13 protein-coding genes are annotated in these 12674 nt (G+C 59.8%); 5 read left to right on the top strand and 8 right to left on the bottom strand.

From position 1 onward, the window contains the following. Position 1: 1 nt before the first annotated feature. From B8991_RS02790 to B8991_RS02780, 3 genes are all read right to left on the bottom strand, one after another. Complete coding sequence (locus B8991_RS02790; protein ID WP_235866514.1) at positions 2 to 1135, bottom strand: FIST N-terminal domain-containing protein; 1134 nt, start codon at positions 1133 to 1135, stop codon at positions 2 to 4. A gap of 85 nt (positions 1136 to 1220) precedes the next feature. Next, positions 1221 to 1916 carry a LuxR C-terminal-related transcriptional regulator gene (locus B8991_RS02785; protein WP_084350255.1) on the bottom strand — a complete coding sequence of 232 codons (696 nt, stop codon included), beginning with the start codon at positions 1914 to 1916 and terminating at the stop codon, positions 1221 to 1223. Between the two features lie 217 nt (positions 1917 to 2133). Beyond that, complete coding sequence (locus B8991_RS02780) at positions 2134 to 3900, bottom strand: PQQ-dependent methanol/ethanol family dehydrogenase (RefSeq protein ID WP_084350254.1); 1767 nt, start codon at positions 3898 to 3900, stop codon at positions 2134 to 2136. Positions 3901 to 4181: 281 nt separating this feature from the next. Here B8991_RS02780 and B8991_RS02775 point away from each other — a divergent pair, with 281 nt between their 5' ends. Next, complete coding sequence (locus B8991_RS02775; RefSeq protein ID WP_143514467.1) at positions 4182 to 4859, top strand: VPLPA-CTERM sorting domain-containing protein; 678 nt, start codon at positions 4182 to 4184, stop codon at positions 4857 to 4859. Positions 4860 to 5023: 164 nt separating this feature from the next. Here B8991_RS02775 and B8991_RS02770 read toward each other — a convergent pair whose 3' ends face one another. The 5 genes from B8991_RS02770 to B8991_RS02750 form a co-directional block, all read right to left on the bottom strand. Then, positions 5024 to 5578: an SEL1-like repeat protein gene (locus B8991_RS02770; protein ID WP_084350252.1), complete on the bottom strand. Its 555-nt coding sequence runs from the start codon at positions 5576 to 5578 to the stop codon at positions 5024 to 5026. Between the two features lie 75 nt (positions 5579 to 5653). Further along, entirely contained in the window at positions 5654 to 6451 is a 798-nt protein-coding gene (locus B8991_RS02765; protein ID WP_412780335.1) for an ABC transporter permease, read from the bottom strand. Positions 6452 to 6533: 82 nt separating this feature from the next. Next, the gene (locus B8991_RS02760; RefSeq protein ID WP_084350251.1) at positions 6534 to 7256 is read right to left on the bottom strand and encodes an ABC transporter ATP-binding protein; all 723 of its coding nucleotides are present in this window, start codon (positions 7254 to 7256) and stop codon (positions 6534 to 6536) included. Between the two features lie 162 nt (positions 7257 to 7418). Next, positions 7419 to 8381: a YVTN family beta-propeller repeat protein gene (locus B8991_RS02755; protein WP_084350250.1), complete on the bottom strand. Its 963-nt coding sequence runs from the start codon at positions 8379 to 8381 to the stop codon at positions 7419 to 7421. Between the two features lie 59 nt (positions 8382 to 8440). Beyond that, a complete protein-coding gene (locus tag B8991_RS02750; RefSeq protein ID WP_084350249.1) occupies positions 8441 to 9601 on the bottom strand; it encodes an ABC transporter substrate-binding protein in 1161 nt (386 codons plus the stop codon). 190 nt (positions 9602 to 9791) lie between these two features. On the opposite strand from B8991_RS02750, the gene pedF reads away from it, so the two are divergent. From pedF to B8991_RS02730, 4 genes are all read left to right on the top strand, one after another. Next, positions 9792 to 10490: a cytochrome c-550 PedF gene (gene pedF, locus B8991_RS02745; RefSeq protein ID WP_084350248.1), complete on the top strand. Its 699-nt coding sequence runs from the start codon at positions 9792 to 9794 to the stop codon at positions 10488 to 10490. Between the two features lie 104 nt (positions 10491 to 10594). After that, positions 10595 to 11521 carry a substrate-binding periplasmic protein gene (locus B8991_RS02740; protein WP_412780332.1) on the top strand — a complete coding sequence of 309 codons (927 nt, stop codon included), beginning with the start codon at positions 10595 to 10597 and terminating at the stop codon, positions 11519 to 11521. Between the two features lie 75 nt (positions 11522 to 11596). Then, a complete protein-coding gene (locus B8991_RS02735) occupies positions 11597 to 12127 on the top strand; it encodes an SRPBCC family protein (RefSeq protein WP_084350247.1) in 531 nt (176 codons plus the stop codon). Positions 12128 to 12172: 45 nt separating this feature from the next. Then, positions 12173 to 12658, top strand: a complete 486-nt coding sequence (locus B8991_RS02730) for a (2Fe-2S)-binding protein (protein ID WP_084350246.1) — start codon at positions 12173 to 12175, stop codon at positions 12656 to 12658. Positions 12659 to 12674: the final 16 nt, after the last annotated feature.

Here is a 12674-nt window from a genome sequence, read left to right as displayed (position 1 = left end):
CTCAGCTCTCGGTGGCAGGTGGATAGATCGCGACGCCGGTGAAAGTCTGGTTCACGTGCAAACCGCCGATCTGTTCGCCGTAAGTGCCAAAACCAACAACGCGATTTTCAGACAGGATGCGGCTGATCTCGCGGCTTTTCTGGGTTTGGCCGGCCTCTATCCTTCGTAATATGCAGTCGCAGCCAAGGATTTGATCCGGCGCACCGTCCACGGCCAGTTCTGCAAGCCCGCGTTCCAGATGCTCTGCCATGTCCTGATGGTCCGCCAGTGTCAGGACCATACCTTCGTTGATGGCAGAGAAAAACACCAGATTGCCATCCTCATCAACGCGCTGGATTGCGCGGACATGATGCGACTCGCCCAACCGCACCACAACCGGATGCGCGGCAAAGGTGAACGGATCAAGCTGCTGAGGATCCTTGCCCAAAAGCCGGGCATATTCCTGCGCGGCCGGTTCGGCGTTGATCTCATGCACGATGCGGCGGGCGGGATCGGCACCGGTGACAACCATACGCCGGTCCGTGGGCATGAGATGGTCCAAAGAGAATACCCTCACCGGGCAGGTCGTCCGGACAAGCGTGATCACCGCGCTGTTGCGCGACACGACCCCGTCACAGGCAAGCCACGCTGTGGAAAAGCGCGTGCCGTCCCCCGCAGAGCCCCCAAAAAGCGGCACCGGTCCCAGCCCGGTCGACAGGACGGAGGTCAGGTGTTCTTCGGCTAGGGACAGCCCGTCAATCATCACAAACGCGAATTCCTGGCCCATGCGCGGCCAGGCGCGCGACAGGGCCATGCGGGTCTGGATCAGCCGGTCGATCTGCGCCTGTGGCTCCAGCGCGTGCAGATCGTTGATCACATAGCTGGCCGTCGCGAAATGCGCGGCAGGAAGGCCGACGGCAACGATCCGACCGTCCTCATAGCCAGCGCTGCCAAGTTCTCCGGCGGTGGTACAGGCGCAGACACATGTATCGGTGAATTTGTCCTGTGCGGCCGCGACAACCGCAGCAAAGTCGGCTTCGGGCGTCACAAACAGGCCGACAAATGCAAATTTTCCGGCCCCCATCTGTGCATGAAGGCTTTCAAGCGCATCAGGGTCGCGCCAATCGACCTGCGCCGAGCGCAAGGCTGCGTGCAAGGTTCTTTCCTCCCGCGCGGGCAGTGAAACTGCCCGTCAATCATTGGTTTCCGTGCCGGTTCGGCAAGCGGAAACGATAGGCCGTTCAATCCTCGCTTGGCAAGACCTTCGCAAAGCGGGCCTCTTGCGCGATCAACACCGCCTGGGTGCGGCTGTGGACCCCCAGCTTGCGCATGATCGCCGTCACATGTGCCTTCACGGTGGTCTCTGCGATGGTCAGATCATAGGCGATTTGTTTGTTCAGTTTGCCTTCGCATATCAGGCCAAGGATGCGCGCCTGTTGATTGGTTAACGTCGCCAGCCGGTCCAAGGCGTTGCCTTGTCCATTATCACCCCCTGCACCCTCCGGATCGATATAGTCGTCAGGCACGAATGGCAGGCCCTCGCGGACCGCATCAAAGGCACGGCGAAACACCGAGCGTTGCGAATGTTTGGGCACGAACCCGTTGGCCCCGGCCTTCAGCGCGTAGGAAATCATCCGGTTGTCAGCCATCGAGGACGCCACGATGATCGCCGAGGCGGGGGCCGCGCCGCGCAGGCGCACCAATCCGTCCAGCCCGTTCACATCTGGCAGGTTGAGGTCCAGCAGGATAAAACCCGGTGCTCCCTCTGCCGTGATCCTGTCCAGCGCCTCTTGCAACGTGCCTGCGGTGGCGATGTCGTCAAACTCGGCCAGCGAGCGCAAAGTAAGGCTCAGCGCGTCGCAGAACAGCGGGTGGTCGTCCACCACCATCGCGGTAAGCGGCAAAGTCTCAATGGGCCGGGCGGCGGGTTGTTGCATGGCGGACGCGTCCTTCTTTGCATTTATCCTATGGATAATGGCACAAAGGGTCTCTTGTCCAAAGGTCTTAGGCGATGGGCGGCGCGCCCGGTCTGTGCCTGATTCTTTGCGAATGTCTGGCTGTTGCGCTTCCCATCCCAGGCCAAGATGCGCGAAAAAACGCGCCCCGCAATGCGGGACGCGTTTCCACGGATCTCCGGTGAGAGGGGGGTGGAGATCAGTTCGCTTGGGCCAGTTGCTTGGGCAGACGGAATGTCCACAACATGCCACCCTGGTTGAGGTAGTTGACCTTCTTGGCCACTTCGCCACCCCATAGCGGAACAGCGCCGCCCCAGCCGGACATGACCGAAACAAACTGCTCGCCGTCCTGTTCCCAGGTGACAGGCTGACCGACAATTCCCGACCCGGTCTGGAAGGACCACAGCTCTTCGCCGGTCTCGTCATCCAGCGCCAGGAACTTGCCCTCGGGCGTGCCAAAGAACACCAGACCGCCTGCGGTGGTCATAACGCCGCTCCAAAGCGGTGCTTCGTTCTTGTATTCCCACTTCCATTCGCCGGTGTCGGGATCAATCGCCTTGAGACTGCCGATATGATCTTCGTACATCGGCTTGATGGTGAAACCCGACCCAAGATAGGCGGCACCCTTCTTGTAGGTGATCGGCTCGTTCCAGATGTCCATGCCCCATTCATTCGAGGGGACGTAGAAGTTCCCGGTGCGCTGTGAAAACGCCATCGGCATCCAGTTCTTGCCACCCAGGAAGCCGGGGGCAGAGAAGACCACTTCGCCTTTCTTGCCGTCTGCCGCTGCTGTGGGATCACCGGGGCGGTTATCTTCGTTGAAGATCGGTCGGCCAGTATCGTCAATACCGCTGGCCCAGGTGATGTCCTTTACGAAAGGCGCGGCAGAGACGAACCCGCCATCGGCACGGTCAAGCACATAGAAGAAGCCGTTACGATCCGCCGTGGCATAGCGCGCATTGCCTTCGCGGTCGGTATAGGAGACGACCTCGTTGACGCCGTCATAGTCCCAGCCTTCGCGCGGTGTCGACTGATAGTGCCATTTGATTTCACCGGTTGCCGGGTCAATTCCAAGACGCGAGGCAGCGTAGAGGTTGTCGCCCGCATTGCCCTCGGTCGGCGCGCCCGCATTGCGCAGGTGGCTGTTCCACGGGGCAGGGTTGCCAGTGCCGAAGACCAGCGTGTCTGTGTCGGCGTCATAGGAGCCGCCCAACCATGTCGCGCCACCGCCGGTTTTCCACATATCGCCCGGCCACGTCGCGTTCAACTCGCCGGTCATGGTGCTGTCTTCGCCGTTCAGCGTGCCCATGTGGCCCTCGATCACCGGGCGGGTCCAGACCATCTCGCCGGTTTCGGCGTCACGCGCCTGCACTTCGCCGACGATGCCGAACTCGCCGCCTGAGTTGCCGGTGATAACCATCCCGTTCACGATCAGCGGGGCCGCAGTATAACTGTAGCCGGCTTTGTAATCGGCGATTTTCTTGCGCCAGACCACATCGCCGGTCTTGGCGTCCAGCGCGACCATCCGCGCGTCAAGCGTTCCGAAATACACCTTGTCGCCGTAAAGCGCCGCACCCCGGTTGACCACGTCACAGCATGGCAGAATGCCCTCTGGCAGGCGCGCGTCATACTGCCAGATTTCCTGACCAGTCTTCACGTCGATGGCGTAAAGCCGCGAATATGACCCGGTGATATACATGATGCCGTCATGGATCAGCGGCTGCGCTTCCTGACCGCGCTGCTTTTCGCCACCAAGGCTGAAGGCCCATGCAGGAACAAGGTTTGTCACGTTTTCCTTGTTCAGCGTGTCCAGCGGCGAATAGCGCTGAAGGTGACGGCCCATGCCATTGGTCACGATCTGGCTGACATCTGCTTGGTCGTTGGCCAGATCTTCTTCTGTCACATCGGCCTGAGCGGCACCCGCAACCATGAGGCCCGCAGCGACTGTGGCGATAAATCTGTTCATGTGTGTCCTCCCTGGGAACAGTTTTATTCATGCGCGCGGCTGATCATCCGCCGCCGCTCTCTCTCCAAGTGCAGTTTATAGCCAAGCGGGAGGGGCGCGGTACTCGGCTAAGGTCGTACGACCAACAGGGCATTGACAGGGGCAACAATTTTGTTCATTAGAGCGTCGCTGCTTGACGCGTTAACCAAACTTCAGCACAGGTTAATGAAAAATTGTCAATTCAGTAGAGATGTGCTAAGTCTAGTAGGTATCTTGTTGTTTAAGGGTTATAGGAAGTTAAAATGACTTTTTCAAAATGGATTGCTGTCGCAATTTTCGCATCAACATTGGCAGCTCCGGCTACTGCGGCGACGGTTAGCGCTGTTCGCGGCGAAATCGTTCCCCCGCCAGTATCCGTCGAGAACGGGTATGTGTATAACTGGCGCGTTCAGGCGTTTGATGAGGCGCAGGACGTAAAGCTTACCAGCGACATTGGCGTGAATGGTGGTCGAACGATCGCTGCGGGCACAAAAGTCGATAGCCACATGATTTTTCTCAATGTGAAAAATGGTGTGTCGCAACGTCATTATGGGCTGACGGGGTCGCTTTATAACGATCCGGGGCCAGTCAGCTTTACCTTTGACGGTACAATTCTGGGCGTGATGGCAGATCTTAACGGTCTGCGAGAGGCGGCCTCGAACAGCCAGCTTGCATCATCCAGCACCCTCTATCCTGGGTCGTTTGAAGCGCGTGGGATGGAAGAAAATGACTGGCGCAACAAAAACAACGATTGGTTCACGTATTCTGGGAATACGATTTGGCTTGGCATGAACGTGTCTCAGCCGGGTGACTGGATTCGCGTCGTAACTGCGGCACCATCGCCCGTGCCTGTTCCTGCGGCGGGGTTGTTGCTTCCAATTGGTTTCGGTGCACTTGGTCTTATGCGGCGCCGGCGAAAGGCTGCACAAGCCGCAGTGTAAGCAGCACAACCTGATTGGGTCTTAAGGGTCCGGCCAGATAATGGCCGGACTTTTCGATTCTGCACCTGTTTCGTCTGGACATAAATCGTGTTGGCGCAGTCGGGAGGCCACCATGTTAAGCGAGACAGGCTGGTTTTCCTCGATAGCCCGTGATGCGTCTGCATTCAGAAAGCCGGGGCGTAGCGCCAGTTGTCGGCGTCCGGCGTCACCTCATCAAGGTCGTAATCGGCTATTTGCAGCCGTTTTGCGATGGCAAGCCCTTCCTGCGCCGCTTCGTCGACCAGACGGCGCCCCTCCGCCTCGTCCGGTGCAACGCCGTGGCCGCGCATCAGATCAAGCCCGTAGTTGAACTTGCCCACCGGATCGCCCGCCATAGCCGCGCGCCTGTCCCAGTCGGCAGCCGCATCCGGGTTATAATCGCCTCCCAAGCCGTTGTTTTCCATCTGGCTCATCCATGTCATAGCGCCCGTGTAACCGGCGGCAGCGCAGGCTTCGAACAACTTGCGGGCGGGGGCGTGACGGCCGGATTTGGTGATGTAATATCCGGTGGCGCAGGTCATCATATCGGTCTGACCCTTGTCGATGTTCGACATAACTTTGCCAAACCCCGAGTCCAGCGGATTAAGCGTGCCATGCTCATCCTCAACCGTGCGCGTCTGGGTCTCGGCAAAGGCCGGAAGGGTCGCAAAAACTGCGATGCAAAGAGTCTTTCGAAACATGGGAACTCCTTTCCTCTGATACCAAAGTACCATCCCTGACGCGGCAAAACACATGGGCTATGGTCGTAGATAGGGTCAGCTTTTGCGACGTGTCAGTCCGCGCGCGGGATCATACCCCCACAATGCGAACGCCATGAAGGCGCAGGTGGCGAAGATCGTCCAACCAAGGGCTGGCAGGTTCAACTGGCCATACAGCGCAAAACGGATCAGCTCTACCGCGTGGGTAAACGGGTTCACTGCACATATGTCGTGCAGCAATTCCGAAGATTCTGCCATCTTCCAAAGAGGATAGAGCGCGGAGCTGAGGAAAAACATCGGGAAGATCACGAAGTTCATCACACCGGCAAAGTTTTCCAGCTGTTTGATGAAACTCGACAGGGCGAGCCCGAGAGCGCCCAGCATAAGCCCGGCGATGGCCAGCGCGGGAATGACCGTCAAATATCCCAACGGAGCCGTCGTGACGCCAAAAGCGGCGGCGATGGCCAGAAACACCAGCGCTTGCAGGATGGAAATCGCGGTGGACCCGACAAGCTTGGCAAACAGCAGCCAGCCACGCGGCAAGGGAGCTGTCAAGAGGAGGCGCATTGATCCCATTTCACGGTCGTAAACAAGGCTAAGAGATCCCTGCATGCCATTGAAAAGAAGGATCATTCCGCAGAGACCGGGCACGATATAGGTCTCGTATGTAATGTAGGTTTGGTACGGCGGGATGATCGACAACCCCAATGCCGCGCGAAAACCAGCAGCGAAGACCACCAGCCATACCAACGGCCGTACGAGTGCTGCGACAAAGCGTTCGCGTTGATGCAGAAACCGCAATGCCTCGCGGCCGACGATGGCGCGGAGCGACGTAAGATAGGGGTGGATCACCATGCATCCCCCAAAAGTTTTGTGTATTCTATTGATGTCAATATATTATAAGCTATTGATAATGCGATAGGTGAATTGCGCAAAGTCATGCAGGCTTTGCCGTCAATGTCAGGAAATGCTGTTGCAAAGAGGCGTCTCCGCGCAATGTCCCGGCATGGCCGTCCTGCATGATGCGGCCCTGATGCAGGATTACCAACCGGTCCGTATCGCGCACCTCGTCGGTCAGATGGGTGGCCCATAGCACGGTGATCCCGTCCGTCGCCGCCAGATCGTGGACATGGGTCGTGATTGCCTCGCGGGTGGCGGCGTCCAAGCCAACCGTGGCCTCGTCCAGCAACAACACATCGGGCTGATGAATCAACGCACGGGCGATTTCGGTGCGCCGGCGATGCCCGCCGTTGAGGCTGCGGGCCTTTTCCGACGCACGGTCACGGATTGCCAGCCGGTCCAGGCTTGCGTCAATGCGGTTGGAGGCGTCGCGACCCGAAAGCCCGTGCAGGGCCGCAAAATAGGTAAGGTTTTGTCGGATCGTCAGATCCAGATCCAGAGTTTGGGCCTGAAACACAACACCCATCCGCGCCAAGGCACGGCGGGGCACCGTTGTCATGTCGTGACCAGCTATTGCGATCTGCCCGGACGCTGTTGTGAAAAGCCGCGTCAACAATGCGAAAAGTGTGGATTTTCCTGCACCATTTGGCCCCAGAAGCGCACAGAATGCGCCCGGTTCGACGGTGAAAGTGACATCGTCCAACGCTTTGCGCGCACCGTAGTTGTAGCTGAGGTTCTGGACGGAAAGGCCGGGCGTCATGCTGTGTCCACAGTGGTTCAATAGGTTCGGGCGATGCCCCTTGCCTTCAAGTCATAGCGCGCAAGTGTGAACGCGACAAACCCGACTTCTGTCTTGGCACCTGAGTCTTCTTCATGCGCAGGCACCGTGTTGTCATTCTTATTGATTAAAAACTGGCGGTGCTCAGTTCGTCGGGCGGAATGCGGCCCCCCAAGGAAAGCGACCGACCTTGATGGATTTTACCGGCTTGCGGCTGGCAACATCGATCACGGTGACGTCGCCAGAGATGCCGTTGGTGGTGAACAGCTGCGAATGATCGCGGTTGAACGCCATATGCCAGACACGGCGGCCGACAAGGATATACTCTTCGACCTCATAGCTGGCCATATTGACCACTGCGACATGATTTGCCGGACCGAGCGCCACAAAGGCGATGGCGTCATCGGGGGTGAATTCGAACCCGACGGGCTGGATGCGGTCCGGGTGGATGTTGGGCAGATCGAAGGTGATCTTCGCCTTTTCCGTCTGGGTGGCACCGTCGAACACTGTCACTGTCCCACCGATTTCGGAACTCACCCAAAGCTCTGCCCCGTCGGATGTAAACTCGGCATGGCGAGGGCGCGAATCGACCAGAGTGTTGGCAAAGATCTTCTGGGTTTCCGTGTCGATCCAATGCGCCATGTTGGTGGTTTCCGAGGTGGTAATGGCGATCTTGCCGTCGGGTGAGACGGCCATGCCCTCGGGCTCGATCCCGACGCTGATCTGGGCCACGACGGTTCGGGTTTCCACATCCACAACGGTCGAGATCGCATCATCTTCGTTGGCAATGTAAAGATGTCGGTTGTCTGGGTGCAGCGCAAACTGTTCGGGATCTTCGCCGGACGGAAGCTCGTGCAAAACTTCGCCGGTGTCGGGGTCCATGACCTGTACCGTGTCGCTGTCGCTGGCGCAGATATAGACGACCTTGTGATCATGGCTGAAGATGATCCCGCGGGGCCGTGCGCCCGTGGGAATGGTGCGGGTCACTTCCAGCGTTTGCGTGTCGATGACGCTGATCGTGTCGTCGCGTTCATTGGTGATCCACATCTCGTCCGCGAAGGCGGCGGGGGCGGACAGGACCAGTAGGGCAAGGGTGGTACGGATCATCAGATTGGCTTTCGTGTATCAGGTGAATTGGAACGCCGCATCAAAGCGCGGCGCTGCGATTACTGAAAGCGCGTGCAGCCGCTTTCGGGGGCATCAAGGCCCAGCGTGTCAAGTTCAGTACGCGGGTGCAGGAAACCGTCCAGCGGGGCGAGGGCAGCCTGTGCATGGGCATGGACCAGCGGAATGGGCTGCCGCAACTGCCCGTTCCAGGTGCGGAAGGTCAGCGGGCGCCCCTTGAACCCGGCCAGTTCAAAAGCATCCGACAGCATATAGGCGCGCAAGGCTGCGGGATCATCGGTGCCGGTGCGGCTCACGGCCTCGCCTATCGCGCGAAACGCCGCCCATGCAGCATAGTCGAGCGGGCGCATCGGGCGGTTGGCCAGATCCTCGAAGCGCGATTGCAACTGCGCAGCGCCCCATTGTTCCACGACCCGGTCCCACGCGACGGGACGCAGCCCTTCAGAACCTGCAACCGGGCGCGGCTCCCAAGTGTTGTAGGGGATGTAGCGGGCGAAATCGCCGATCTCGTCGGCAAGCAGCAGGACATCGTGGCGGCCAAGGTCCTGGGTGAACAGCGGCATTTCCTGTGTGGCGTTGCGGCGCATGTCGGCGTCAAAGGCCCATTCTTTCGTGGCACCGATCTTCAGGCCGAATTTGCTGGCAGAACCGGTCAGCGCATCGGCAAAGGCCAGATCCTCGGCATGTGTGCCGTGGATCAGCGCCAACCCGGTCCAGCGCCGCGACAGCAGAAACTGCATCAGCGCATCGGTGCGCATGTCAAGCGACGGGCCGGTATGAAACAGGTTGGGGCGGCACTCCTGACTGCGCAATTTGCGGTCAGGTGCCGAGGCGTTGAAAAGCAGTGCCTCGCTGGCTTCCGGCAGGTCAGCGACGCTCAGCAACGTGTCGGCGGGCGCGTCGAGGATCACAAAGGGGGTGGCGGCAAGTGCCGCGCGCATGGCATCGGCGAAATCACCGCCTTCCGGCACTTCTGTGATTTCCAGCCTATAGGTCTGGCCCAGAAACTGCCCAGTGGTCTGATTGTCCGCCAAGGCAAGCGATGCCCCATCAATGCCCAAGCGTTCCGGGCGTGGGTCGAGATTGGACAGGGTAGGTGGCTGCGGTACGATCTGGCGCAGGTAATGCACGGGAATCGTCAGCTCTGCCCAAGCGGGCAAGGCGGACAGCATCAATGCCGCGATGGCTGCGCGAAGACGCATGTCACAGATCCTCCTCCTGGTGTGTCGTGATCTGACGGTAGGTGGTTGCAGCGGCACAGCGCCATGCGACCTTGGTCTGATTTCGGGCGGTTCGGCGACGAAAGTCCAATATCGCCGCGTCGGAACCTGCGCTTAGAAACGGGGAGGACAGACGCGAACAGGCCCGCAATCGCGGGGGAGGAGAGATCGAATGACATATTTCAAAACGACACCCATTCTTGCCGCGCTGGCAGCGCTTGGCCTTGGCGGTCACGCGCTTGCGCATGGCGATGTGGCCCCTCAGGCGGTCGACACGACCGGCCTGCCGACGGTTGAGGGGGACTGGCTGACCGAAAACCCCTATCGCGCCGAGGCCGCAGGCGAAGAGGTCTGGACCAAGGCAATCGAGATCGGATCCTCCGGGTACAACCAGAACTGCGCGCGGTGTCACGGGCTGGAGGTGATCTCGGGCGGGCTGGCACCGGATCTGCGCTTTCTTGAGGCCGAGGAATATGGCGACGAGTGGTATGTCGAGCGGTTCCGCGAAGGCTATACGCAGAACGGTACCACGAAGATGCCGGCCTTTGGCGAATTGCTGGGGCAGGAAGCCGCATGGGCGATCCGCACCTATATCGAAACGCGGCCCGACGATGCCGCCATGGATGCGGCTTCGGACGATCTCAAGGCGATCCGGGACCAATTGACCGGCTGGGCAAGCGATCCGTCGGATGCCGATCCGGATACGGCGATCGCGCAATTGCAGGAAATCGCCTCGGGGATCGAAACCATGTCCGGCGCGCCCGTCGCTGACAGCGTGGCGTTTCGTGCGGCAAAGCAAATCGACGGCACCGAAGCCTCCTATACCAAGGCGGCGGAGACATTGACGATCGGTCTTTCGGCCGCGCATTGACGTGCTGAAAGCCAGCCGGGCGCCCGACGGTTTGCGGCGCCCGCATTGCCTTTGCATTGGATCATGCCGCGTGGCATGGTTGCATCGGATGGGGGATTTCCAAATTGCGTGACGGCTTGGTTGCAAAGGCAAGATCGGGGGCGAAGACGCTCGTGACACTTGCGGCGCTTTGTCTGGCCGCGGGTGCGGCCAGTGCCGCTGATCCCTGTGCGGATTACATCCCGCAGCCGAAACCGCAAAACACCTCTCGGGACATTGTGGGCCGCGATATGGACCAGCTGATAGAGCAGGGGCATATGCTGTTCGCCGTCTATGAGGACAACCCGCCCTATAGCTGGGAAGAGGGCGGCAAGCCGCGCGGCGTTGATGTGGAGATCGCCCGTCTGATTGCGGATGATCTGGGCATCGAGGCGCGCTTCAACTTTGTCGCGGCGGGCGAGAACCTTCAGGCCGATCTGCGCAACAACATCTGGAAGGGCGGCATTGTCAGTGGCCGGATTTCCAACGTGATGATGCGCGTGCCATATGACAGCGCGTTCAAGTGCCGGGTAGAGCAGGTGACGTTTATCGGGCAATATGCGGGCGAAAGCATCGCCATCGCCTATGACAAGGCGAAATACCCCGATGGTGGTCCGCTGCCCGCCTATTTTCGGTTCGACACGGTCGCGGTTGAAAATGACTCGATCGCGGATTTCTACCTGTCCGGCTTTGCGGGCGGGCAACTGGCGCAGGGCGTGCGGCGGTATCCGACCATGGCCGCCGCGATGCAGGCATTGGCCGAGGGCGAGGTCATGGCGGCAATGGGGCCGCTGGGGCAACTGGAATTCGAGCGCACGGATGCGATTGCCATTCACCAACCCCCGCTGCCGGGCTTCGCCGTGTCGCGCTGGACGCTTGGAGTTGGCCTGCATTTCGCCTATCGCCCACTTGGCTACGCCGCCGATGATGCCATCCGCTATGCGCTGGAAGACGGCCGGATCGCGGACATCTACGCCTCCTACGGGCTTAGCTTTCAGCCACCTGAAAGATAGCTCTACGCCAATGGTCTAATATGCCCCGCTTCGGTCCTTGGCCTAGGCTGGGCGCAGCAAGAGGAAACCCTGATTATGAAACTCAGCGATTCACGAGATATTGCCGCCCCGCCAGAGGTTGTCTGGGCCGCATTGCTGGATGCCGAAGTGCTCAAGGAATGCGTTCCCGGCTGTCAGGAAATGACCGGCAGTCCGGAAGAGGGGTTCGAGGCGGTCGTGGTTCAGAAGGTCGGCCCGGTCAAGGCGACGTTCAAGGGCCAGGTCACGATGTCAGAGATGAATGAGCCCACCAGCCTGACGCTGAGCGGCGAAGGCAAGGGCGGTGCTGCTGGCTTTGCCAAGGGCGGGGCCGATGTGACACTGACGCCATCGGATGTGGGCACCACGCTCAGCTATGATGTCGAGGCGAAGGTCGGCGGCAAGTTGGCACAGTTGGGCAGCCGGATCATCGACGGGTTTGCCAAGAAGATGGCCGATCAGTTTTTCACCCGTTTTCAGGAAGTTGTTGAAGGGGCGGACAAGGCTGGCGAAGATGGTGCAGAGGACGGCGGCGAATCTGCTGCGGCCGGAGAAAAGAAAGGGTGGTTCAAACGGTTCGTTTCCTGATCCGTGCCACGCATCTGAATTGAACAATATGACGGGAGGAATTTGATGGCGAAGGTAGAGATGACGGTGAACGGCAAGTCCGTTTCCGGAGAGGTCGAAGGCCGCACGCTGCTGGTTGAGTTTATTCGCGGAAAGCTGGAACTGACGGGAACGCATGTGGGCTGCGACACCAGCCAGTGCGGCGCATGTCTGGTGCATGTCAACGGGCAGGCGGTCAAGTCCTGCACGATGTTCGCAGCCGAGGCCGAGGGCGCCGAGGTCACCACGATCGAAGGCATCACTGGCAAGGACGGGTCGCTTACGGCTGTGCAACAGGCGTTTCAGGATTACCACGGGCTTCAGTGCGGTTTCTGCACGCCGGGTATGGTGATGTCGGCCACCGCGCTGCTGAAGGACAACCCCAAGCCCAGCGAAGCCGAGATACGCGAATATCTCAAAGGCAATATCTGCCGCTGCACGGGCTACCACAACATCGTCAAGGCGATCATGGCCGCATCCGGACAGGATGTGGGTGCTATCGCCGCCGAGTGATCATTGCGGCGGCGGG

The sequence above is a fragment of the Primorskyibacter flagellatus genome (assembly GCF_900176485.1).
GTDB lineage: Bacteria > Pseudomonadota > Alphaproteobacteria > Rhodobacterales > Rhodobacteraceae > Primorskyibacter > Primorskyibacter flagellatus.
The sequence above is the reverse complement of the archived record's forward strand: the minus strand, read 5'-3'. Positions and strand labels throughout refer to the sequence as shown.

Coding starts and splice junctions, on each gene's coding strand:
- B8991_RS02785 (WP_084350255.1), bottom strand. CDS start 1,916: ATGCAACAACCCGCCGCCCGGCCCATTGAGACTTTGCCGCTTACCGCG.
- B8991_RS02780 (WP_084350254.1), bottom strand. CDS start 3,900: ATGAACAGATTTATCGCCACAGTCGCTGCGGGCCTCATGGTTGCGGGT.
- B8991_RS02775 (WP_143514467.1), top strand. CDS start 4,182: ATGACTTTTTCAAAATGGATTGCTGTCGCAATTTTCGCATCAACATTG.
- B8991_RS02770 (WP_084350252.1), bottom strand. CDS start 5,578: ATGTTTCGAAAGACTCTTTGCATCGCAGTTTTTGCGACCCTTCCGGCC.
- B8991_RS02765 (WP_412780335.1), bottom strand. CDS start 6,451: ATGGTGATCCACCCCTATCTTACGTCGCTCCGCGCCATCGTCGGCCGC.
- B8991_RS02760 (WP_084350251.1), bottom strand. CDS start 7,256: ATGACGCCCGGCCTTTCCGTCCAGAACCTCAGCTACAACTACGGTGCG.
- B8991_RS02755 (WP_084350250.1), bottom strand. CDS start 8,381: ATGATCCGTACCACCCTTGCCCTACTGGTCCTGTCCGCCCCCGCCGCC.
- B8991_RS02750 (WP_084350249.1), bottom strand. CDS start 9,601: ATGCGTCTTCGCGCAGCCATCGCGGCATTGATGCTGTCCGCCTTGCCC.
- pedF (WP_084350248.1), top strand. CDS start 9,792: ATGACATATTTCAAAACGACACCCATTCTTGCCGCGCTGGCAGCGCTT.
- B8991_RS02735 (WP_084350247.1), top strand. CDS start 11,597: ATGAAACTCAGCGATTCACGAGATATTGCCGCCCCGCCAGAGGTTGTC.
- B8991_RS02730 (WP_084350246.1), top strand. CDS start 12,173: ATGGCGAAGGTAGAGATGACGGTGAACGGCAAGTCCGTTTCCGGAGAG.